At 56.4% G+C, this 21,588-nt stretch carries 21 protein-coding genes, 1 tRNA gene and 1 pseudogene; 6 read left to right on the top strand and 17 right to left on the bottom strand.

Annotated features, from left to right (window positions below; genetic code table 11):
• Positions 1–326 precede the first annotated feature (326 nt).
• The 10 genes and pseudogenes from TU76_RS06300 to TU76_RS06345 form a co-directional block, all read right to left on the bottom strand.
• A pseudogene (locus tag TU76_RS06300) lies at positions 327–1,244 on the bottom strand (sigma 54-interacting transcriptional regulator).
• 235 nt (positions 1,245–1,479) lie between these two features.
• A complete protein-coding gene (locus tag TU76_RS06305) occupies positions 1,480–2,553 on the bottom strand; it encodes an FUSC family protein (RefSeq protein WP_019825126.1) in 1,074 nt (357 codons plus the stop codon).
• Between the two features lie 132 nt (positions 2,554–2,685).
• Positions 2,686–3,786, bottom strand: coding sequence for a redox-regulated ATPase YchF (gene ychF / locus TU76_RS06310; RefSeq protein ID WP_048351301.1), 1,101 nt, complete (start codon positions 3,784–3,786; stop codon positions 2,686–2,688).
• Positions 3,787–3,809: 23 nt separating this feature from the next.
• Positions 3,810–4,394 (bottom strand): aminoacyl-tRNA hydrolase, encoded by a 585-nt coding sequence (gene pth / locus TU76_RS06315; RefSeq protein ID WP_003439790.1) that lies wholly within the window; start codon positions 4,392–4,394, stop codon positions 3,810–3,812.
• Between the two features lie 166 nt (positions 4,395–4,560).
• Positions 4,561–5,151: a 50S ribosomal protein L25/general stress protein Ctc gene (locus tag TU76_RS06320; protein ID WP_019825121.1), complete on the bottom strand. Its 591-nt coding sequence runs from the start codon at positions 5,149–5,151 to the stop codon at positions 4,561–4,563.
• 140 nt (positions 5,152–5,291) lie between these two features.
• On the bottom strand, positions 5,292–6,233 hold the full coding sequence (locus TU76_RS06325; protein ID WP_019825119.1) for a ribose-phosphate pyrophosphokinase: 942 nt from the start codon (positions 6,231–6,233) through the stop codon (positions 5,292–5,294).
• 45 nt (positions 6,234–6,278) lie between these two features.
• A tRNA-Gln gene (locus TU76_RS06330) sits at positions 6,279–6,353 on the bottom strand.
• A gap of 10 nt (positions 6,354–6,363) precedes the next feature.
• Positions 6,364–7,251, bottom strand: coding sequence for a 4-(cytidine 5'-diphospho)-2-C-methyl-D-erythritol kinase (gene ispE, locus TU76_RS06335; RefSeq protein WP_019825117.1), 888 nt, complete (start codon positions 7,249–7,251; stop codon positions 6,364–6,366).
• 1 nt (position 7,252) lies between these two features.
• The gene (lolB, locus tag TU76_RS06340) at positions 7,253–7,864 is read right to left on the bottom strand and encodes a lipoprotein insertase outer membrane protein LolB (protein ID WP_401016083.1); all 612 of its coding nucleotides are present in this window, start codon (positions 7,862–7,864) and stop codon (positions 7,253–7,255) included.
• A gap of 18 nt (positions 7,865–7,882) precedes the next feature.
• On the bottom strand, positions 7,883–9,607 hold the full coding sequence (locus TU76_RS06345) for a tetratricopeptide repeat protein (protein ID WP_048351302.1): 1,725 nt from the start codon (positions 9,605–9,607) through the stop codon (positions 7,883–7,885).
• Positions 9,608–9,810: 203 nt separating this feature from the next.
• Between TU76_RS06345 and hemA the strand changes: the two genes are divergently transcribed.
• From hemA to TU76_RS06375, 6 genes are all read left to right on the top strand, one after another.
• Positions 9,811–11,094, top strand: coding sequence for a glutamyl-tRNA reductase (hemA, locus tag TU76_RS06350; RefSeq protein ID WP_019825111.1), 1,284 nt, complete (start codon positions 9,811–9,813; stop codon positions 11,092–11,094).
• Between the two features lie 2 nt (positions 11,095–11,096).
• On the top strand, positions 11,097–12,179 hold the full coding sequence (gene prfA / locus TU76_RS06355) for a peptide chain release factor 1 (protein WP_019825109.1): 1,083 nt from the start codon (positions 11,097–11,099) through the stop codon (positions 12,177–12,179).
• Positions 12,180–13,010, top strand: a complete 831-nt coding sequence (gene prmC / locus TU76_RS06360) for a peptide chain release factor N(5)-glutamine methyltransferase (protein WP_019825108.1) — start codon at positions 12,180–12,182, stop codon at positions 13,008–13,010. It abuts the gene before it with no gap.
• Complete coding sequence (locus TU76_RS06365) at positions 13,004–13,759, top strand: molybdopterin-synthase adenylyltransferase MoeB (RefSeq protein ID WP_046809099.1); 756 nt, start codon at positions 13,004–13,006, stop codon at positions 13,757–13,759. Before prmC ends, TU76_RS06365 begins: the two co-directional genes overlap by 7 nt.
• Positions 13,752–14,543 carry a glutamate racemase gene (murI, locus tag TU76_RS06370; RefSeq protein WP_048351303.1) on the top strand — a complete coding sequence of 264 codons (792 nt, stop codon included), beginning with the start codon at positions 13,752–13,754 and terminating at the stop codon, positions 14,541–14,543. The genes TU76_RS06365 and murI overlap by 8 nt, the downstream gene beginning before the upstream one ends.
• 82 nt (positions 14,544–14,625) lie before the next feature.
• Complete coding sequence (locus tag TU76_RS06375) at positions 14,626–15,144, top strand: acyloxyacyl hydrolase (RefSeq protein ID WP_019825103.1); 519 nt, start codon at positions 14,626–14,628, stop codon at positions 15,142–15,144.
• Positions 15,145–15,154: 10 nt separating this feature from the next.
• Here TU76_RS06375 and TU76_RS06380 read toward each other — a convergent pair whose 3' ends face one another.
• The 7 genes from TU76_RS06380 to phrB all read right to left on the bottom strand — a co-directional run bounded on the left by TU76_RS06380 (position 15,155) and on the right by phrB (position 21,584).
• A complete protein-coding gene (locus tag TU76_RS06380) occupies positions 15,155–15,460 on the bottom strand; it encodes a YkgJ family cysteine cluster protein (protein WP_037032157.1) in 306 nt (101 codons plus the stop codon).
• Between the two features lie 129 nt (positions 15,461–15,589).
• Positions 15,590–16,084, bottom strand: coding sequence for a DUF2878 domain-containing protein (locus TU76_RS06385; RefSeq protein ID WP_048351304.1), 495 nt, complete (start codon positions 16,082–16,084; stop codon positions 15,590–15,592).
• Positions 16,077–17,348 carry an SAM-dependent methyltransferase gene (locus TU76_RS06390; RefSeq protein WP_019825100.1) on the bottom strand — a complete coding sequence of 424 codons (1,272 nt, stop codon included), beginning with the start codon at positions 17,346–17,348 and terminating at the stop codon, positions 16,077–16,079. The genes TU76_RS06385 and TU76_RS06390 overlap by 8 nt, the downstream gene beginning before the upstream one ends.
• Positions 17,335–18,135 carry a DUF1365 domain-containing protein gene (locus tag TU76_RS06395; RefSeq protein WP_048351305.1) on the bottom strand — a complete coding sequence of 267 codons (801 nt, stop codon included), beginning with the start codon at positions 18,133–18,135 and terminating at the stop codon, positions 17,335–17,337. The genes TU76_RS06390 and TU76_RS06395 overlap by 14 nt, the downstream gene beginning before the upstream one ends.
• Positions 18,132–19,379, bottom strand: a complete 1,248-nt coding sequence (locus TU76_RS06400) for an NAD(P)/FAD-dependent oxidoreductase (RefSeq protein WP_048351306.1) — start codon at positions 19,377–19,379, stop codon at positions 18,132–18,134. Before TU76_RS06400 ends, TU76_RS06395 begins: the two co-directional genes overlap by 4 nt.
• Entirely contained in the window at positions 19,376–20,146 is a 771-nt protein-coding gene (locus TU76_RS06405; protein WP_046809104.1) for an SDR family NAD(P)-dependent oxidoreductase, read from the bottom strand. Before TU76_RS06405 ends, TU76_RS06400 begins: the two co-directional genes overlap by 4 nt.
• Positions 20,139–21,584: a deoxyribodipyrimidine photo-lyase gene (phrB, locus tag TU76_RS06410; RefSeq protein ID WP_046809105.1), complete on the bottom strand. Its 1,446-nt coding sequence runs from the start codon at positions 21,582–21,584 to the stop codon at positions 20,139–20,141. Before phrB ends, TU76_RS06405 begins: the two co-directional genes overlap by 8 nt.
• Positions 21,585–21,588 lie beyond the last annotated feature (4 nt).

Here is a 21,588-nt window from a genome sequence, read left to right on the forward strand (position 1 = left end):
CAATAATTCCGCCAATACCAAACATGTGTTTTGCCTCTCTATGATAGCTGGATAACTAGTACGAGATTTTATGGGGTGTATGGGTGGGGTGCGATGTGATGTTTTTGGTGTGTGATACCGCATTGTCTACAACGTTTCCCACCAGGTTTTTGGCCATGCCGCCCAGCGAGTCAATGACTTTATTGGCGAGGGGCAATATAAGAGGTGCTAGCAGAGAAAGCATATGTTATCTCCAAATGCAAAGTGTGAGATTTAGGGGGTGAATCAGTTAATTGATTCAAGTATTGAGTGTCAGTATCGGAGTCTGCAGTTCCAATGAATGTGGGTCAGGAGATTTCAAGTTGTTTCATTCGGTGATAGAGCGTGCGTTTGGCTATGCCAAGCTCAAGCACAACAGCGTCTATACAGTGGCGGTGGCGACGCAGGGAGTCCGCGATCAACTACTTTTCTATTTGCTGTAAACGGTCTTTCAATTTCAGGGTGCTGTTTTCATGTTCGCGGGTAGATGAACACAGGGGGGGAATCCCCAATACCAGGCGCTTGGCGGCGGAGCGCAATTCTCTGACATTGCCTGGCCAATCGTGGCAAGCCACTCGTTGAAGCAGTGAGGTGCTGGGCACTGGTATGGACGAGTTAAAGTAGTGTGCCTCGCGCTGAATAAGATTCAAAAACAATGGAATAATATGTTCGCGTCGTTCACGTAACGGCGGTAAGTGCAGGTTGACTACGTTGAGGCGGTAGTAAAGATCACGTCTGAATTGACCTTGTTCTACCAACGTTGGAAGTGAGGTTTGAGCCGATGCAATAACGCGCATGTCGACCGGTATGAACTTTGTCGAGCCCAGCCGTTCAACCCCTCGGGTTTCAAGTACGCGTAGTAATTTTGCCTGCAGGGTCAGCGGCATACTGTCTATTTCATCAAGGTATAACGTGCCTCTGTCAGACGCTTCTATAAAGCCAGGGCGTGATTGCAGTGCGCCGGTGAATGCCCCTTGAGTGACACCAAATAATTGGCTTTCTGCCAGCCCCTCCGGAATGGCTGCGCAGTTAAGTGCAACGTAGTGGCCTCGGCGTTCGGATAAGTAATGAAGTTGCTCGGCCAGTGTGTCTTTTCCTGTGCCGGTTTCTCCGTGGAGCAATATATCGATATTAAGTGTTGCCGTGCTGTGGATGGTGGCGTCGAGTTCGGGATCTTCGAAATGATAGGTTTGATAAAGTTTGTCTTTCGAATGGGAAGACACCATTGAGTGTACTCTCGTTATATTTCTTTTTTGAGACAGCCGTGTTGACAGCCAACTCGGATAGACAGTTGTGTAGAGTATTTCCCGTCTGGAAACAGCTTGGTGCTATTGAATAGGTAAGCCAAGTCATGAAGTGGCCGTATTTCTGGGGTTAAGAGAAATAGAAACTGTGGGAGTTTGTACTAGTAACTGCGTGATTTAACGCCTGAGCCCGAGGGCTCAAGCGTTTTGCTTGTGCTTAGGGTTTGCTTTTCTCGGCGTTTTTAGTGCTTTCGGTTTGCGTGGTAAAGCCAAAGGTCAAAAGGGCGCTTTCAACCGTACTCAGGTGTTGCAAGCACAGCTGCCACGGGGCCGACACCGCGTCGGCCAGTTCACTGGCAGACACCGGGATCAATACGGGACGCTCATTGTCGTTGGCGATCGAAGCACAGCCTGAGGCGACATTTGCCAGTCGCTCGTGCAGTGAGGCTGGCGCCGGGCCTTGCTCCTTGCGCAAGGCATCGGCAAAGGCTTCAGAGAACAGTAGGGAACTGGCATACAAGCGAACGGCGTGGCGTTCGTAACGACTGGCAATGCCCTTGACCTCGCGTGACACAAAGCGCCCGCGCAAGGTCCAGCGTGCGGTGTTGCGAGCCATGCTGATTCCGTTCTCCAGAGCAATCAGGCTGTCGTGGGCCCGGGAGAAAATCTGCACGGCGTTTTGGGCTTTATCGGCGTTTTTTTCTTCGAGTGCCTGCAAGCTTTTGCTGAAGCCCGAGGAGAGCTTTTCCAGTAAGTCTTTCGCCGAGCTGTCAATGATACCAATAGGGTTGGGGGTCAGTAACACCTGGCTGAAGACCAGTCCAACGCCAGCCCCGACCAATACATCAAGCATGCGTACCACTCCGGCACTCTCCGGGCCGACAGCCAGCATCAGCACAGCAGAAACCCCTGCCTGGATCGGTACTACGGCCCCCAGGCCGTACAAGGCCGCAATGGCGATTGCAGAGAAGGTGGCAAAGCCAATCCGCAGCAGGGGGTAATCATCCGGAAGCCACAAGGCGGCGTCACCGACGATAATCCCGGTGGCCACCCCCACCATCAAACCAATCGCCTGTTTGCCATGACTGGGCAGGCCTGGTGCCAGGCAAACCACTGCGCTGATGGCCGCAAAAACGGGGTGTACATGGCCGAATAAATGTTTGGCGAGGACCCAGGCCAATGCGGCCGCGATTGCCGAGGCCAGCGCATCTCGCCAGGCGGAAGACCAGCGAAAGGTTATCCGCTGAATCAGAGGGGTGGTGAAACGATTGATAAACACCTTGGCGAGCATTGAAACTCCCGGTCAGTCTTGAGGCCTTGAGACTTACCATAGACCTTTTGTCCGGGGGATGGTTTGCCCTGCACTAAATACCAGGCCAAAAAAAACCGCGCCTGAGCGCGGTTTTTTTAGACGTGTGCTGTTTTACACGTTGAAGCGGAAGTGCAGGACGTCACCGTCTTTTACGATGTATTCCTTGCCTTCCAGACGCCATTTACCGGCTTCTTTTGCACCGGCTTCGCCGTTGTACTTGATGAAGTCGTCATACGCGATAACTTCGGCGCGGATAAAGCCTTTTTCGAAGTCGGTGTGAATTACGCCAGCGGCTTGCGGAGCAGTAGCACCTACCTTAACGGTCCAGGCACGTACTTCTTGAACGCCTGCAGTGAAGTAGGTCTGCAGGTTAAGCATCTCGTAACCGGCACGGATAACGCGGTTCAGGCCTGGCTCTTCAAGACCCAGGGCTTCAAGGAACATGTCCTTTTCTTCACCGTCTTCGAGCTCGGCAATTTCAGCTTCGATCTTGTTGCAGACCGGAACCACGATTGCGCCTTCTTCTTCGGCAATGGCCATTACCACGTCGAGCAACGGGTTATTTTCGAAACCGTCTTCGGCCACGTTGGCGATGTACATCACAGGCTTGGTCGTCAGAAGGTGGAAGCCTTTGATGATGTGTTTCTCATCGGCATCCATGTTCTTGATCAGGCTGCGTGCCGGCTTGCCCAAGGTGAAGTGTGCGATCAGTTGTTCCAGCAGTGCTTTTTGAGCCACTGCGTCCTTGTCGCCGCCTTTGGCGTTACGCGCCACTTTCTGCAGTTGCTTTTCGCAGCTGTCGAGGTCGGCGAAGATCAGCTCAAGATCGATGATCTCGATGTCACGCTTCGGGTCAACGCTGTTGGAAACGTGAATCACGTTTTCATCTTCAAAGCAGCGGACCACGTGAGCGATAGCATCGGTCTCACGGATGTTGGCCAGGAACTTGTTGCCCAGGCCTTCGCCTTTCGATGCGCCAGCCACGAGGCCCGCGATATCTACGAACTCCATGGTGGTTGGCAGGATGCGCTGAGGTTTAACGATGGCAGCCAGCGCGTCCAGACGTGGGTCGGGCATCGGCACGATGCCGGTGTTCGGCTCGATCGTGCAGAAGGGGAAGTTCTCGGCCGCAATACCGGATTTGGTCAGGGCGTTGAACAGGGTGGATTTGCCGACGTTAGGCAGGCCGACGATGCCGCAGTTAAATCCCATGGTGTTTTCCCCGAGGAGTAGAGTCAGGCCTTCTGGCTGTGCAGGTTTTTCATCGCACGGTTCCATTCCCCGGCGAGGATATCCGGCAGCACGCCGAGGGCAAAATCGATGCTGGCGTCCAGTTTTTCCTGTTCGGCGCGAGGCGCACGACCCAGAACAAAGTTGGACACCATGCTGGCGACGCCTGGGTGGCCAATGCCGAGCCGCAGACGGTAAAAATTATTGTTGTTTCCCAGCTGCGCGATGATGTCGCGCAACCCGTTATGACCTCCATGACCGCCGCCCAGTTTGAGCTTGGCAACGCCAGGTGGGAGGTCGAGTTCGTCGTGGGCCACCAGTATGGACTCCGGCGCAATGCGGTAGAAACCGGCAAGCGCCGCAACGGCTTGGCCGCTTCGGTTCATATAGGTGGTGGGAATCAACAGACGAACATCCTGACCCTGGTGGCTGAATCGCCCGGTCAGGCCAAAATATTTGCGGTCTGCAACCAGGTTTACCCCGTTTGCCGACGCGAGACGCTCAACAAAAAGGGCCCCTGCGTTATGCCGGGTCTGTTCGTATTCGGTGCCTGGATTTCCCAGGCCAACGATCAGTTTTATGGCGGTCACGACAAGGGCCCTTCTATGGAGTTGTGGATAACATCGCCGCTAACGGTTAGCGGCGAAAACGGACAAAAAAGCGGGTTTACATGAGTAAACTTCGCGATCTTGTCCGCTTTACTCGCTGCGTGTTAGCTCGCGATGTTTCTCAAAACTCCAACGACAGAGTAATGAATTACTCTGCGTCTGCTTCTGGTGCAACACGTGGAGCGTGAACGTTGGCTACTGCCAGGTCGTTACCGTGTGCCAGAGCTACGAACTCAACGCCTTTAGGAGCGGTGATGTCCGACAGGTGAATGATCGAGCCGACTTCGGCGTTAGCCAGGTCAACTTCGATGAATTCAGGCAGGTCTTTTGGCAGGCAGGAAACTTCGATGTCTGCAACAACGTGCGAGATCTCGCCGCCTTTCTTGATCGGAGCAGCTTCACCAACAAAGTGAACTGGAACGATTGCAGTCAGCTTTTGACCAGCAATAACGCGAACGAAGTCAGCGTGCATCACGTGGCCTTTAGCCGGGTGACGTTGCAGAGCTTTGATGATCACGTTTTGCTTAACGCCGCCAACGGTCAGTTCGATAACGTGGCTGTAAGCAGCTTCGTTTTCGAGCAGTTTGGCAACTTCTTTAGCCAGCATGCTGATGGATTCAGGGGCTTTTTCGCCACCGTAAACTACAGCTGGAACCAGGCTTGCGAGACGACGCAGGCGGCGGCTCGCACCTTTCCCCAGGTCGGAACGCACTTCAGCATTCAGAGTAAAATCGTTCATGTTGTATCTCCAAAATAACCACATCCGGCCTAGCGTTTGCGACCAGCGCTATGGACGGTATGGGCAAAAAAGCCCCGCCCCAACAGGCTGCTGGGGCGGGGCGCTTTTCGTCAACGTGATGTCTGAGAAGGGCAGGGCCCTTAGCGGAACATCGCGCTGATCGATTCTTCGTTGCTGATGCGGCGAACCGCTTCAGCAACAACCGGTGCGATATCCAACTGGCGGATACGCGAACAGGCTTGTGCGGCTGCGGACAGCGGAATGGTGTTAGTCACCACCAGCTCATCCAGCATGGAATTTTCGATATTCTCGATTGCCCGACCCGACAGCACAGGGTGTGTGCAGTAGGCGAACACTTTGGAAGCGCCATGCTCTTTCAAGGCTTTAGCCGCGTGGCACAGAGTGCCGGCGGTATCGACCATGTCATCAACCAGAATACAGGTACGCCCTTCGACATCACCGATGATATGCATCACTTCCGAGTGATTGGCTTTCTCACGGCGTTTGTCGATGATACCCAGATCGACGCCCAAGGACTTGGCAACAGCTCGTGCACGCACGACGCCGCCGATATCCGGGGACACAATCATAAGGTTCTCAAAGCGCTGATCTTCGATGTCATCCACCAAAACTGGGGAGCCATAGATGTTATCTACAGGAATATCGAAGAAACCCTGTATTTGGTCAGCATGCAAATCAACCGTGAGAACACGATCGATGCCGACTACGGTAAGCATGTCAGCGACAACTTTTGCGCTGATAGCCACACGTGCGGAACGCGGACGGCGATCCTGACGGGCATAACCAAAGTAAGGAATAACAGCAGTAATACGAGTCGCTGAGGAGCGGCGGAAGGCATCAGCCATCACGACGAGTTCCATCAGGTTATCGTTGGTCGGAGCACAAGTCGGCTGAATGATGAAAACGTCTTTACCGCGGACATTTTCATTAATCTCAGCGGTAATTTCGCCGTCGGAAAACTTGCCGACAGAGATGTCACCGAGTGGGATATGCAGCTGACGTACGACACGCCGAGCCAGATCGGGGTTAGCGTTCCCCGTAAAGACCATCATCTTGGACACGCGCAGTACCTGAAGGCTGAGGGTAACCTGGATGAGTATAAGAAATGGCAGGGGCGGCTGGATTCGAACCAACGCATGGCAGGATCAAAACCTGCTGCCTTACCGCTTGGCGACGCCCCTGTATCTGTTGCTACGAGTACCGTGTACCCGTTTCCTTTGCCAGATCTTGTAGCGTGCGATGCAACATCGAAACGTTGCTTCCTTTTGCTACAAACCCTGTAAGGGTGTCTGTCAGAAGGTGCAGCACTTTATCAGCATCTGCTTCGTTTGGGAAGGCCCCAAATATACAACTTCCAGTTCCAGTTAATTTTGCTTCGGTATATTTACCTAACAAATTCAAAGCGTTACGTACTTCTGGATAACGCTCCTTCACAACTGCTTCGCAGTCGTTTCGGCTGTTTCCCTTGGGAACGGGGCGCACTTTAATGGGCAAAGAGTCACGTGTCAACAAAGGATCTGAAAATATTTCTGCTGTACTAACAGAGACTTGCGGGACAAGGACCAGATACCAGGGTTCTTCAGGGTCTGCAGGCGTAAGGATTTCCCCTACACCCTCAGCAAATGCGGCGTGCCCGCGGACGAAAACCGGGACGTCGGCCCCAAGGCTCAGGCCCAGCGCAGCCAGCCGATCTTCATCCCAGGCCAACTGCCAAAGGTGGTTAAGCCCCAGCAGGGTAGTCGCCGCATTTGAACTGCCGCCACCAATGCCGCCGCCCATGGGCAACACTTTTTTGATCCAGATATCGATCCCCAGTGCGCAACCGGATTGCGCCTGAAGTTTTTTTGCCGCCTTCACGATCAGGTTTTCGTCGTGAGGGACTCCGGGGAATTCGGTGTGTAGGCAAATGACGCCGTCGTCACGCACGGCAAAGGTCATTTCATCGCCGTAATCGAGGAATTGAAACAGCGTTTGCAGTTCGTGATAGCCATCGTCTCGGCGGCCGAGGATGTGCAGCATCAAGTTAAGTTTTGCCGGGGAGGGCAGAACCAGGGCGTCTTTATCTAAATGGCCTTGCATCTCATTGACCCAACAGGCGAGGTTGCCAATCTTTAACCACTAACGTCACATCCAGATCCGGGCCGTGCAGCTTGACCCGCTCGGGCAGCCAGAAGCCGTTTTGCTCGACGTAGCTCAAATATTCGATTTTCCAGCCGTCCTGCTCCAGGTTGGCAAGGCGGCTATCAGCATTCAACGTCACGCGGCTTTTGCTGCCAGGTGCAGGCAAACCGCGCACCCACCAGACCAGATGTGACACCGGCAGGCTCCAGCCCAATTGCTCGCCCAGCAGTTCTTCGGGCGTGGGTGCTTCATAGCGACCCTGGCTGGCGACTTCCAGAACGACACTTCCCGGGCGTCCGGTCAGGCGGGCAGCGCCCCGGCCCAGCGGACCGGAAAGGCGGATATCGTAATAATCCTGGCGCTGGAGCCAGAACAGCGTGGCGCTGCCTGAGTCTTTGGGGGCGCGAATGCCGACTTTGCCGTTGATTTGCCAACCGTCGAGCTGGGTCAATTGCTGTTTATGCGCCGACCACAAGGCCGGGCTGCCGTGACCTTCAACGGATTCGCGGGAACCAAAGCCCGCGCAGCCGGCGAGCAAGGCAACAAGGCTAAAAATAACTAAATGGCGCATATGACGAAAAAACATGAGTTAAAGAGTCTCTGATCCGGTCAGGCGCAAGATGGTTTTGCGCAGAATAGGGCTGTCAGGATTTTCTTTAAGAAAAGTGCCCCAGATTTTTTTGGCTTCACGCTGCTTGCCGTTGGCCCACAGGACTTCGCCCAGGTGAGCGGCGACCTCCTGATCCGGGAAGCGCTCCAGCGCCTGGCGCAGCAAGCGTTCTGCTTCATCGAGATTGCCAAGGCGGAAATTCACCCAGCCCAGGCTGTCGAGCACCGCCGGGTCATCCGGGTTCAGGTCATAGGCTTGCTGAATCAGTGCTTTGGCTTCCGCGTAGCGCGTGGTTCGATCCGATAGCGTGTAGCCCAGCGCATTCAATGCCATGGCATTGTCAGGTTCGCGTTTGATGATGGCGCGCAAATCCCGTTCCATTTGTTCGAGATTGTTGCGTTTTTCGGCCAGCATGGCCCGTGAATACAACAGGTTCATATCGTCCGGGTATTGCTTGAGTGCTTGCTGCAGAACATTCCAGGCGCGATCGGTCTGGTTATTCGCCGACAGGGTTTCCGCTTCTATCAAGTACAACTGAATGGCAAAGTCGGGTTGTGCATCACGAGCCGCGGCCAGCTTTTTCGATGCCTCTGCACCGCGACCGTGGCTGATCAGAATATCGGCCTGACGCAATTGTGCTGGCAGATAGTCGTTGCCCGGGCCCACGAGAGCGTACTGGGTGAGTGCAGTTTCGGGGTCGTTGCGCTCTTCGGCGATACGGCCAAGGTTCAAGTGCGCCGAGTCAACATGGCTGTCGCGCTCGATCAGTTCTTCGAGATAGCCCTCGGCCTCATCCCAGGCCTTGCCTTCCAGGCACACCAGGGCCAGGGAGAACCGCAGCTCATCGTCTTCGGGGTATTGCTCTACCAGTCTGGCAAATTGCACTTTTGCCTCGCCCATGCGGTTCTGCTCGACCAGCGTGCGGGCATACGTCAGGCCCAGGCGTTTGTCGTCGGGGTATTGGCGAATGCTTTTTTGCAGCAGTGGCAACGCTTCGTTGCCGCGATTGAGGCTTTGCAGCAAACGGGCGCGCAACAAGACAGGGGCGACTTCACCGTTTTGCGGCGGATTTTTTTCCAGCAGTTTCAGCGCGCCTTCGGCATCACCGTCCTGCTGCATCAACAAGGCCTTGCCGAAAATCAGCTGGCCATTGTCCGGATGCTTGACCAGCAGGCTATCAAAACTTTTTTGCAGGCCCGCACGGGTTTCCGCGTCTGTTTCTACTGCCGACAAGGCCAGGAAATCGAAGTGAGTATCGCCCTTGGCCTGCAGGACTCTTTCCATGTAGACCATGGACTCGTCGTAACGGCCATTGCGAGCCAGCTGAATGGCTGCAGCACGTTGTGCCTCAAGATCGTCCGGGGCGTTTTTAGCCCAGATCAGCGAGGTATCCAGTGCGGCCTGGTCAGCGCCCAGGTACTCGGCAATACGAAAAGCCCGCTCGGAGATGCCGGGGTCTTGTGTATTGATTGCCTGCGTCACGTAGTTATCGAGTGCGATATCCAGACGATTGCGTTGGCCGGCCAATTCAGCGCTCAACAGGCTGTACAGCGTTTCTTCGCTGAACGAGCTGTAGACCGTTGGTTTTTCCGGGACGGAGGTGACGTCTTCGGCCGCGGATGAGTCATCCGGGGACGTGGGAGCCAAAGCCTGGCAGCCACTGAGAAGAACGAGGGCGAGGAGCAACGCGGAGGATCTATTCATATAAGAGATGGGCGACTTACCTGCGGTCCGGGCATCATGACACATGCTATGACGCAAACCCTAGCAGGTGCGACCATCGATATCCGGGGGGCTGATGGTGTGTTCAACAGACGTTAACTATAGAGACAATAGTCAGGAGTGGTTGTTCTCAATCTGACGAAGTAGGACAATTGCCGGCTTCTCGTCATCATCAGCGATATTGAATGGCCTTCCTCGCACTCGGTATTAACCACAAGACTGCTTCAGTAGACGTCCGCGAGCGCGTGGCTTTTACTCCGGAGCAGTTGGTTGAGGCCCTGCAGCAGCTCTGCCGCCTAACCGACAGTCGCGAAGCTGCGATCCTCTCCACCTGTAATCGCAGTGAGCTCTATGTCGAGCAGGACCACCTTTCAGCTGACAGTGTGCTGCAGTGGCTGGCCGACTATCACAACCTGAGCCTCAATGAGCTGCGTGCGTGCGCGTACGTTCATGAAGACGACGCTGCCGTTCGTCACATGATGCGTGTGGCCTCGGGCCTCGATTCGCTGGTGCTGGGCGAGCCGCAAATTCTCGGCCAGATGAAATCGGCCTACGCCGTGGCGCGTGAGGCGGGCACTGTAGGGCCTTTATTGGGGCGCTTGTTTCAAGCGACCTTCAACTCGGCCAAGCAAGTGCGCACCGATACCGCCATCGGTGAAAACCCGGTTTCCGTCGCTTTTGCTGCCGTGAGCCTGGCCAAGCAGATCTTCAGCGACTTGCAGCGCAGTCAGGCCTTGCTGATCGGTGCGGGCGAGACCATTACCCTGGTCGCCCGTCACCTGCATGACCTTGGTGTAAAACGCATCGTGGTGGCTAACCGTACCCTGGAGCGCGCGAGCACTCTGGCTGAACAGTTCGGTGCCCATGCCGTGCTGCTGTCGGATATCCCTCAAGAGCTGGTACACAGCGATATCGTGATCAGCTCCACGGCCAGCCAGTTGCCGATTTTGGGCAAGGGGGCGGTCGAAAGCGCCTTGAAGTTGCGCAAGCACAAACCTATCTTCATGGTCGATATTGCGGTCCCCCGGGATATCGAGCCTGAAGTCGGCGAGTTGGACGACGTTTACCTCTATACCGTCGATGACTTGCACGAAGTAGTCGCCGAAAACCTCAAAAGTCGTCAGGGCGCTGCCCAGGCTGCAGAAGAGCTGGTCAGTATCGGCGCTGATGACTTTATGGTGCGCTTGCGTGAGCTGGCGGCTGTCGATGTGCTCAAGGCCTATCGCCAGCAGAGCGAGCGTTTGCGTGATGAAGAACTGCAAAAGGCTCAGCGTATGCTCGCCAATGGCAGCAACCCTGAAGATGTGCTGGTACAACTGGCACGTGGCCTGACCAATAAATTGCTGCACGCACCCAGCGTTCAGTTGAAAAAGCTTTCCGCCGAAGGCCGCCTCGATGCGCTGGCCATGGCCCAAGAACTTTTTGCCCTCGGTGAGGGCTCATCGCATAGCTCTGCGGATAAAAAATAGTAATGAAAGCGTCACTGCTTAATAAGCTGGACATCCTCCAGGACCGTTTTGAAGAACTGACCGCACTGCTTGGCGATGGCGAAGTCATTTCGGATCAAACCAAATTTCGTGCCTATTCCAAGGAATACGCAGAAGTTGAACCCATTGTCGCGGCTTACGGGCTGTGGCTCAAAGTGCAGGCCGACCTTGAGGGCGCCCAGGCGCTGCTCAAGGATAACGACCCTGACATGCGTGAAATGGCGGTCGAAGAAGTTCGCGAAGCCAAAGAGCGCCTGAGCGAGCTTGAAAAAGACCTTCAGCGCATGCTGTTGCCCAAGGACCCGAATGACGGACGCAACGTGTTCCTTGAAATTCGGGCCGGCACGGGAGGCGATGAGGCGGCCATTTTTGCTGGCGACCTGTTTCGCATGTATTCCCGTTACGCTGAGCGTCGCGGTTGGAAGCTTGAAATCCTGTCTGAAAACAGCGGAGAGCATGGTGGCTATAAAGAAGTCATTGCCCGCGTCGAAGGCGAGAATGTTTACGGCAAGCTGAAGTTCGAGTCGGGTGTTCATCGCGTACAGCGTGTGCCCGCCACCGAATCCCAGGGCCGTATCCATACCTCCGCGTGTACCGTGGCGGTATTGCCCGAGCCGGACGAGCAGGAAGCCATCGAGATCAACCCGGCCGACTTGCGCGTTGATACCTATCGCTCCTCGGGTGCGGGTGGTCAGCACGTCAACAAGACCGACTCGGCGATTCGTATCACCCACTTGCCGTCGGGCATTGTGGTGGAGTGTCAGGAAGAGCGTTCCCAGCATAAAAACCGGGCGCGGGCGATGTCCTGGCTTTCGGCCAAGTTGAATGACCAGCAAACCAGCGCGGCGGCCAATGCCATTGCCAGCGAGCGCAAGTCGCTGGTGGGCTCGGGAGATCGTTCCGAGCGCATCCGCACTTACAATTTCGCGCAGGGGCGAGTGACCGACCATCGCGTCAACCTGACCCTGTATTCCCTGGATGACGTACTGGCTGGCGGCGTTGATGCCGTTATCGAGCCTTTATTGGCGGAGTTTCAGGCTGATCAACTGACAGCCCTGGGTGAATAAATGACTATTATTGCCAGTTTGTTACGTGCTGCTGAACTGCCTGACTCACCCACGGCCCGCCTGGATGCGGAGCTTTTATTGGCTGCTGCCCTGGGCAAGTCGCGCAGTTATCTGCATACATGGCCCGAAAAAATTGTCAGCAGCGAAGCGGCATTGACCTTCGCCGAATACCTGTTGCGTCGCCGTACCGGTGAGCCGGTGGCCTACATTCTGGGCCAACAGGGTTTCTGGAACCTTGATCTGGAAGTGGCGCCGCATACCCTGATCCCGCGCCCCGATACCGAACTGCTGGTCGAAACCGCGTTGGCTCTGTTGCCTGCGAGCCCGGCCAAGGTGCTGGACTTGGGCACCGGCAGTGGTGCAATTGCCCTGGCATTGGCCAGTGAGCGCGCCGCCTGGCACGTCACGGCGGTTGACCGCGTACTTGAGGCCGTGGCGCTGGCCGAGCGTAATCGCCAGCGTTTGCAGCTCGAAAACGTCAACGTGTTCACCAGTCACTGGTTCAGTGCATTGGCCGACCAGCGTTTTGACCTGATTATCAGCAACCCGCCCTATATTGCCGCGGGTGATGTACACCTGGCGCAAGGCGATGTGCGCTTCGAACCAGAGAGTGCTCTGGTTGCCGGTGCGGATGGTCTGGACGACATACGCGAAATCATCACTGCTTCTGCAGGTCACCTGAACGCGGGTGGCTGGTTGATGCTGGAGCACGGTTACGATCAGGCCGAAGCGGTTCGCCAATTGTTGCAGGACGCAGGTTTTGCACAGGTTGAAAGCCGCAAGGACCTGGGTGGCCACGAACGCATCACGTTGGGCCGCCTGCCGTGCTGACCGATGAGGAGCTGTTGCGCTATAGCCGACAGATCCTGTTGCAACAGGTTGATATCGACGGTCAGTTGAAGCTGAAAAACAGCCGTGTACTGGTTGTCGGCCTTGGCGGGCTTGGATCGCCTGTTGCGCTCTACCTCGCGGCTGCCGGTGTCGGCGAACTGCATCTGGCCGACTTTGACAGCGTTGACCTGACCAATCTGCAGCGTCAGATCATCCATGACACCGCCAATGTGGGGGAGAGCAAGGTCGACTCGGCGTCTCGCCGACTGCGCCTGATCAATCCGCTCATCAAACTGGTTGCCCACCGTTCGGCGCTGGATGCCGACTCGCTGGCCGAGGTCATTAGTGCGGTGGATCTGGTGCTCGATTGCAGCGACAACTTTGCCACCCGTGAAGCGGTGAACAAAGCCTGTGTCGCAGCGCGCAAACCGTTGGTCAGTGGCGCGGCGATTCGCCTTGAGGGGCAGTTGTCGGTGTTTGATTCGCGTCAGCCAGCCAGCCCCTGCTACCACTGCTTGTACGGGCATGGCAGCGAAGCAGAACTGACCTGCAGCGAAGCTGGAGTGATTGGGCCGCTGGTGGGGCTGGTCGGCAGCTTGCAAGCTCTTGAAGCGCTGAAGGTTCTGGCCGGTTTTGGTGAGCCGCTGGTGGGCCGTCTGTTGCTGGTCGATGCCTTGAGCACGCGCTTTCGCGAGTTGCGGGTCAAGCGCGACCCTGCCTGCAGCGTGTGCGGTACAGGCCATGAGTGAGGCGCCGATTGGGGTTTTTGACTCCGGCGTTGGCGGTTTGTCGGTACTCAAAGAAATTCATGCGCTGTTGCCCAACGAATCGCTGCTCTATGTGGCGGACTGTGGCCATATTCCCTATGGCGAAAAAAGCCCCGAGTTTATTCGTCAGCGTTGTGCGGTGATGGCCGATTTTTTCCAGCGCCAAGGTGCCAAGGCTCTGGTGCTGGCCTGTAACACGGCAACGGTGGCGGGAGTGGCGGATTTGCGTCAGCGTTACCCGGACTGGCCAATGGTCGGTATGGAGCCTGCGGTCAAACCGGCTGCAGCGGCCACCCGCAGCGGCGTGGTGGGTGTACTGGCGACGACTGGCACTTTGCAAAGTGCCAAATTTGCCGCCTTGCTTGATCGCTTTGCCAGCGATGTCCGGGTCATCACCCAGCCATGCCCGGGCCTGGTGGAACTGATCGAGACCGGTGATCTGCACAGCGATGCCTTGTGCACCTTGCTACGCGGTTATGTCGAACCGTTGCTGGCAGCGGGCTGTGACACGATCATTCTTGGCTGTACCCATTACCCCTTTCTCAAACCTCTGCTTGCTCAAATGCTCCCGCCCTCGATCACCCTGATCGATACCGGCGCTGCCGTGGCCCGTCAGCTTCAGCGCTTGCTGACTGAAAAAGGCCTGCTGGCATCCGGCCCTCCCTGTGAAACACAGTTCTGGACCAGCGCTTCACCTGAACACATGGGAAATATCCTGCCTGTGTTGTGGAATAAATCTGGCGTTGTGCGAAGCTTCGGTCTGTAAAAAATCGGAACTCTGCTTTAAAACGCCTGCCTGATGAAGCGCATAACAACTGACACAGGCATATGAAAATGGGATTTTTCTTATGAAACGACTGTTTGGCTTGGCTGCGGTTGCAGTCGTGGCACTGGGGCAAAGTTTCACGGCACAGGCTGCCGGACTTGAATTTGGGGTGGGGCATACCAGCGAGTCGACCATGACTTACCGTCTGGGCTTGAAGTCTGATTGGGACAAAAGCTGGTTGCAGACTGATGTCGGGCGTCTGACCGGTTATTGGGATGGGGCTTACACCTACTGGGAAGGTGACAAGTCATCCTCAAGCAGCAGTCTGTCGTTCTCACCCGTACTGGTGTACGAGTTTGCGGGCGAAAGGGTAAAGCCCTATGTCGAGGCTGGTATCGGAGTAGCCTTGTTCTCCCACACGGAAGTCGAAGGCAACAAACTGGGAACGGCTTTCCAGTTTGAAGACCGTATTGGCTTTGGTGTGCGCTTTGCGGGCGGTCATGAAGTGGGGATTCGTGCAACGCACTACTCCAACGCGGGGATCTCGAGTACCAATGACGGTGTCGAAAGTTATGCGCTGCACTACACCATGGCGCTGTAATTGTGGGTGTTTAACGGTACGCCGTTGCAATGCCCTGGCGTTCATTGAGGCATTCGACATCGCCCATTTCGAACTCGCGACAAATCAGCGGGCGCAGCTCATAAATGGTGCACATCATGGTGTTGCGGTCTAGGGCCGCACACCAGCCATCATCCAGACGTAGCATCACTTCACCGCCCCAGTCATCGTTGTCGATAAAACGCTCAGGCACGCCGGTATCGGTGATCAACATCACTTCCAGTTGGCAGCAGCACGCCGCGCACGTCGAGCAGGTGACAGCGGGTTCGGTAATTTCGGTCAGGGGGATGTTGGTCATAGGCGCGCAGTGTAAGGCAGAGCTGCCATCAGGTGTACATGTGCTGATGAACGCAGGTTTTTTTATAGAAACCAGGCTGCCGGTCAAGGGGCCCTTGTAGCCGCTCCCACGGTTGAAATCATGCGGTCCTTATCGCAGCCTTCGGCAGCGGCTACAGGCGTTTAGCAATGGAAACAACCCCGCCCACAACAGGCTCAATCCGGCCAGCGTAGGCCACAGGCCCAAGGGGAATTGCACCGCGCCCAGACGTTGCCCGGCGTAATACGACAGCGGTCCACCGATGGCACCCAGCAAAACAGCCCGCCACCAGGGCTTGGCAGTCCACGCCAGACAGTGGTTCAAAGTGGTTGCCAGCAGGGCCCAAAGCAGTATCAGCCAGAATGGAATCAACAAACCGGGCTGCTTGAAGGCGAAAACCCCGGCATTGAGCAGCAGACTGTCGACGGCAGTGCCGAGCAAACACACGACGGCCACCAGACGGACTTCTGCCATTGAGCGACTTATCCACAGCAAGTGCGTGAACAAGGCAGCACCTGCCAGCACTAGCCACAGGCTATTGCCGCCCAGCACACAGGCAAACCAGCCGAGCTGGAACAGCCCGGCATTCGCCAGATTCTTAAGCATTGAAGCGGCCGAGCAATGGTTCAGGCATGGCTGCAGGCTTGGCCAGCAACAACTGCGCAGTGCCGATGCTGCGTTCCAGAAAGCCACCTTCGCAGTAGCACAGGTAAAACTCCCACAGGCGCAGGAAGTATTCGTCGTAGCCCAGTTCCGTCAGGCGGCTGTGAGCACGACGGAAGTTCTCATGCCACATGCGCAGGGTTTTGGCGTAGTGCAGGCCAAAGTCCTCCATGTGCATCAGATTCATGTCAGTGTCCTTGCCCACGATTTCGAGCATTTTTTGCACACTGGGCAGCGCACCGCCGGGGAATATGTAGCGTTGGATAAAGTCCACGCTGCTTTTGGCTTGCTCGTAACGCTGCTCGCGAATGGTGATGGCTTGCAGCAGCATCAACCCGTGGGGCTTAAGTAGACGGGAGCACTGTTTGAAGTAGCTGGGCAAAAAGTGATGACCCACTGCCTCGATCATTTCGATCGACACCAGCTTGTCGTATTGCCCGGTCAAGTCGCGGTAATCCTCCAGCAGTAACGTCACCTGGTCTTGCAACCCCAAAGCCTCAACGCGGGTTTTGGTGTAGTCGAACTGCTCCTTGGACAGGGTCGTCGTCGTGACCTTGCACCCGTAATGCTGTGCGGCAAATAACGCCATGCTGCCCCATCCGGTGCCGATTTCGAGCAAATGGTCTTCAGGTTTGAGGTCGAGCTTCTGACAGATGCGTGCCAGCTTATTGAGCTGCGCTTGTTCCAGCGTGTCGTCAGGGCTTAAAAATTGCGCCGCTGAATACATCATGGTCGGATCGAGAAACTGCTCAAACATCTCATTGCCAAGGTCGTAATGCGCGGCAATGTTTTTTTGCGAGCCCTTGCGGGTATTGCGGTTGATCCAGTGCAGGCCGCGTATCAGCGGGCGGCCCAGACGCGCCAGGCCACCCTCCATTGCATCAAGTACGTCCATGTTACTGACCAGCACGCGGATCACCTTGGTCAGGTCGGGGGAAGTCCAATAGCCATGAATAAAGGCTTCACCCGCGCCAATCGAGCCGCTGCTGGCCATCATGCCCCACAGGCTTGCATCGTGAATCTGTACTTCGCCGACCAGGCCCGCGGTGCTGTCACCGAACATCAGGCGTTCGCCGTTTTCGATCACCACCAGGTGACCGTTTTTCAACTGGCCGAGCTGGCGCATTACACCGCGTCTCAGCAGCGCACTGGTCAGATTATGGGTAGTCGACAGTGAGGATTTGCTCACCAGGCTAGAGCTCTTCATGGCGTTTATCCTTAGGTTGCAGGGCGGCAATTCGAAAGGCGCCGTCGGCGGCCTGATGGGAAAAAATCGGTGTGCGTTTAAGAAATAGGCGCAAGGCTTGCCAGTAAATGGCCAGACAGGTTTTGGCGGTCATCCACGGAAACTGCCGCAAGTAGCGATGCACCCCGGCGCGGTCCAGTGTCGTGCGTTGCAGGTTGAGGGTGGCGTCGAACAGCTTCATGTCGCCTTGCCAGTCGGCCATGTGCACCCCGAGCCGGGCCCCGGGTGGACTGAAACTCATGCGGTATTCCAGATCCCGAGGCAAAAAGGGGGAGACGTGAAAGGCTTTGGCCACGCTCGCATATTGAAAACCGTCCCCTTGAGCTGGCAGCACGTAGTGATAGCGTTCGCGCCAAGGCGTATTAGTGACTTCACACAAGATTGCGGCCAGTTTCCCGTCCGCCTCGTGGCAGTAAAAGAAACTCACGGGGTTGAAAGACAGCCCCCAGCTGCGGGCCTGCGTCAGCAAACAGACTGAGCCCTGGGGCGTATGCCCTAAGGCGACGCCTACTTGCTGGCGAACCGCGTCAATCAGGCGCATACCGGTTGCCGTGTGCGCTTTCAGGTAATCGGTTTCGCGAAAAGAGAAGGGCGCAAAGCGGCTTTTTCCAGCCAGCGATGAAAGCCCCAGTACAGCGTCTTGCTCATCCAGATCCAGATACAGCAAGCCGATCTGGTAACGAAACGCATGGGTGGTCGGCGCAAAGCGTCGATGGGCGATCCAGCCGCTGTACAGGGCGCTGTTCATAGTTGTCGGCCAAAGGCCTGGGCCACGCGCAATGCGCTGACCACGCCGTCTTCATGAAAACCGTTGGCCCAATAGGCACCGCAAAAGTAGCTGTGCCGAGCGCCCAGCAGTTCTTGCCAGCGCGCTTGCGCGGCAATGGCGTCCAAGCTGTATTGCGGATGCGCGTAGTTGAACCGGGCCAGTACTTTGAACGGATCAATTGCACTGGTTTGATTGAGGCTGACGCAGAATGTTGTCTCGCTCTGAATCCCTTGCAGGATGTTCATGTCATAGGTCACGGCCGCACGTTTTTGACCTGCTGCGCCCAGGCGATAATTCCAGCTCGCCCATGCCAGTTTTCGGTCTGGCAACAAGCGGGTATCGGTGTGCAGCACTACGTCATTTTCGGCATAGGGCATCGCGCCCAGAATTTGCTGCTCTGCAGATGAAGGGTCGGCCATCAAGCTGAGCGCCTGGTCGCTGTGACAGGCAAAGATCACTTTGTCGAAGTGTTCAGAACCGCCAGCGCTGTGTACCTGAACGCCCTGTTCAGTGCGGACCACCTGGATGACCGGGCAGTTGAGGCGGATTCTGTCGGCGAAACCTGCGCTTAACGGTTGAACGTAGGCACTGGAACCTCCTTCAATCACACGCCATTGCGGGCGATTACTGACGCTGAGCAAACCGTGATTTTTGAAAAAGCGCACAAAAAACTGCAGCGGAAAGGTCAGCATGTCTGCCAGTGACATGGACCAAATCGCTGCGCCCATCGGCACGATGTAGTGCTCGATAAAGCGCGATCCATAGCCCTGCTGCTGCAGGTAGTCGCCCAGCCGGGTGTCGCTGGCAATGCGCTGCTCGTCCAGATCGCGAATGGCTTGGCGATTGAAGCGCAGGATGTCACGCAACATGCCCCAGAACCCGGGAGATAACAGGTTGCTGCGCTGGGCGAACAGGCTGTTGAGGGTGTTGCCGTTGTATTCGAGATTGCTCTCGGTGTCGTGTACTGAAAAGCTCATTTCAGTGGCTTTTGAGCGAACCCCTACCTGGTCCATCAGCTTGATGAAATTAGGGTAAGTCCAGTCATTGAAAACGATAAAACCGGTGTCGATGGCATAGGACCGGCCCTCGACGCTCACGTTGACGGTGTGTGTGTGGCCGCCGACCCAGTCACTGGCCTCGAATACGCTGATGTCGTGTTCTTTGTGCAGCAGGTAGCCGCAGGTGAGCCCCGAAATGCCGCTGCCAATGATCGCGATTTTCATGATGGTTTACCGTCAGAATTACGGGCCAGACGTTTGCCGAGTGCTACTTGCAGGCGTTTTGGCAAGTTCGCCAACAGCCGCAGCGTGACGATAAACAGGGTGGGGAAGGCGATCTCCAGCGGACGTTTTTTCAGGCGCTGGCAAATATGCTGTGCCGCCTTTATCGCTGACCAGCGCATGGGCATCGGGAAATCGTTGTTTTCGGTGAGCGGAGTATCGACGAAGCCCGGGCTGACGAGGGTGACGTCGATGCCTTCCTGGGCCAGGTCGATACGCAACGATTCGAGCAAATAGCGCAAGCCCGCTTTTGACGCTCCATAAGCCTGGGCACGTGGCAGCGCCCAATAAGTGACAGAACTCACCACCCCCACCAGATACGGACGCGAACCAGCGCGCAGTAGTGGCAGTGCGCTCTCAATGCAGTAACAGTTGGCCAGCAGGTTGGTGCGCACCACGCGCTCAATCAGTGCAGAGTCGAATTCGCGCACGTCGACATATTCACAGGTCCCGGCGTTGAGGATTACGGTGTCCAGAGCGCCCCAGGCTTGGGCGATGCGTTTGCTGATCTCTCGGACCTGCGCAATGTCGGTCAGGTCGCCGGGCACCAGCAGGACTTGACCAGGGAAACGGTCGGACAAGGCTTTCAAGGGGGCGATCGTGCGAGCAGTCAACGCCAGCCGGGCGCCGCTTATGAGCAATTCCTCAGCCATTTGGGCGCCAATCCCGCTGCTGGCGCCTGTCAGCCAGATCCGCCGTCCGTCAGCCATGGCTCACCTCCAGTAATTGCCGTGATGGCAAGCTCTTGAAAGCGCTCAGGGCCCGCTCACGGCTTTGGCTCAAATTGACCATGGGCGCCGGGTAATTGGCCACGCCAAACAGCCCGCCTATAGAGGCGGGGTTATGCACCTGTTTTTTATTCAGATCCGCCAGTTGAGGCAGCCAGTGCTTGATAAACCGGCCCTCTGGATCAAAACGCTCTGACTGAGTCAGCGGGTTGAAAATTCGGAAATACGGTACTGAATCGGTGCCTGTGGATGAGCTCCACTGCCAGCCACCGTTGTTGGCGGCCAGATCGCCGTCGATCAAGTGCTGCATAAAAAACCGCTCGCCTTCGCGCCAGTCGATCAACAGGTTTTTGGTCAGGAACATTGCGACCACCATGCGCAGGCGGTTGTGCATCCAGCCGGTTTCCAGCAGTTGGGCAATCGCCGCGTCGATAATCGGGAAACCGGTGCGCCCCTGTTTCCAGGCGGCCAGTTCATCCGGTGCGTTACGCCACGGCAGGTACTCAGTTTCGGGGCGGAAGGCCCGATGGCGGGAGACCCTTGGGTAACCGACCAGAATATGTTTGTAGAACTCGCGCCATAGCAGTTCGGTAATCCAGGTGAACACCCCCGGGCTGCCGCTTTCAAACTCGCCGTTGTTACTGTGCAATGCCGCATGCAGGCATTGGCGGGGTGAGATAACGCCCGCCGCGAGATAGGTCGAAAGTTGGCTGGTACCGGGCTTCGCCGGCAGGTCGCGTTCGTCCTGGTAGAAATGAATTTGCTCATCGGCAAACTGCGCCAGGCGCTGCTGAGCTTCTTTCTCGCCTGCGGGCCACAGCGCCCGAAGAGATTCGCTGGGCGCAGCAAAACCGCTGACCGATTCGGGAATGCTGTCAGGCACGATGTTCAGCGGTGCCTGGCTGTCAGGCCTGGCGACAATACGCGGCAAGGCCATGTGCAGTCGGTTGTAGCAGATCCTGCGAAACTGGCTGAAGACCTGAAAGTACGAGCCCGATTGCGTCAGGATGCTGCCCGGCTGAAACAGCAGTTGGTCGAGGTAGCGATGAAACTCGATACCCCGGGCTTCAAGGCTCTGTGCCACCTCCTTGTCACGACGGGTTTCGTTGATGCCGTATTCTTCATTGACGTGGACTGCCTGAACGTCGAGTTGCTGACACAGTTCAAGCAGCACTGCAGACGCCTGATCCCAGGTTGGGGCGGTACGAATCAGCAGCGGGATATTCAGTTGCTGCAAGCTGTCACTCAAGGTGCGCAGGTTTCGCAGCCAGAAATCGACTTTGCTCGGCGCATCATCATGGGCCTGCCATTGCTCGGGGCTGATGAGGTACACGGCCGCAGTAGGGCCACGTTTGGCTGCGGCGCTCAGGGCGGTGTTGTCGTAGTGGCGCAAGTCGGTGCGCAGCCAGATCAGTTGCATGTCA

Source organism: Pseudomonas psychrophila, from assembly GCF_001043005.1.
In the GTDB taxonomy this organism is placed as follows: Bacteria; Pseudomonadota; Gammaproteobacteria; order Pseudomonadales; family Pseudomonadaceae; genus Aquipseudomonas; species Aquipseudomonas psychrophila.

Bases quoted from the DNA above. Each gene is read 5' to 3' on its own strand.
- TU76_RS06305 (WP_019825126.1), bottom strand. From the start codon at position 2,553: ATGCTCGCCAAGGTGTTTATCAATCGTTTCACCACCCCTCTGATTCAG.
- ychF (WP_048351301.1), bottom strand. From the start codon at position 3,786: ATGGGATTTAACTGCGGCATCGTCGGCCTGCCTAACGTCGGCAAATCC.
- TU76_RS06320 (WP_019825121.1), bottom strand. From the start codon at position 5,151: ATGAACGATTTTACTCTGAATGCTGAAGTGCGTTCCGACCTGGGGAAA.
- ispE (WP_019825117.1), bottom strand. From the start codon at position 7,251: ATGCAAGGCCATTTAGATAAAGACGCCCTGGTTCTGCCCTCCCCGGCA.
- lolB (WP_401016083.1), bottom strand. From the start codon at position 7,864: ATGCGCCATTTAGTTATTTTTAGCCTTGTTGCCTTGCTCGCCGGCTGC.
- TU76_RS06345 (WP_048351302.1), bottom strand. From the start codon at position 9,607: ATGAATAGATCCTCCGCGTTGCTCCTCGCCCTCGTTCTTCTCAGTGGC.
- hemA (WP_019825111.1), top strand. From the start codon at position 9,811: ATGGCCTTCCTCGCACTCGGTATTAACCACAAGACTGCTTCAGTAGAC.
- prfA (WP_019825109.1), top strand. From the start codon at position 11,097: ATGAAAGCGTCACTGCTTAATAAGCTGGACATCCTCCAGGACCGTTTT.
- prmC (WP_019825108.1), top strand. From the start codon at position 12,180: ATGACTATTATTGCCAGTTTGTTACGTGCTGCTGAACTGCCTGACTCA.
- murI (WP_048351303.1), top strand. From the start codon at position 13,752: ATGAGTGAGGCGCCGATTGGGGTTTTTGACTCCGGCGTTGGCGGTTTG.
- TU76_RS06375 (WP_019825103.1), top strand. From the start codon at position 14,626: ATGAAACGACTGTTTGGCTTGGCTGCGGTTGCAGTCGTGGCACTGGGG.
- TU76_RS06380 (WP_037032157.1), bottom strand. From the start codon at position 15,460: ATGACCAACATCCCCCTGACCGAAATTACCGAACCCGCTGTCACCTGC.
- TU76_RS06385 (WP_048351304.1), bottom strand. From the start codon at position 16,084: ATGCTTAAGAATCTGGCGAATGCCGGGCTGTTCCAGCTCGGCTGGTTT.
- TU76_RS06390 (WP_019825100.1), bottom strand. From the start codon at position 17,348: ATGAAGAGCTCTAGCCTGGTGAGCAAATCCTCACTGTCGACTACCCAT.
- TU76_RS06395 (WP_048351305.1), bottom strand. From the start codon at position 18,135: ATGAACAGCGCCCTGTACAGCGGCTGGATCGCCCATCGACGCTTTGCG.
- TU76_RS06400 (WP_048351306.1), bottom strand. From the start codon at position 19,379: ATGAAAATCGCGATCATTGGCAGCGGCATTTCGGGGCTCACCTGCGGC.
- TU76_RS06405 (WP_046809104.1), bottom strand. From the start codon at position 20,146: ATGGCTGACGGACGGCGGATCTGGCTGACAGGCGCCAGCAGCGGGATT.
- phrB (WP_046809105.1), bottom strand. From the start codon at position 21,584: ATGCAACTGATCTGGCTGCGCACCGACTTGCGCCACTACGACAACACC.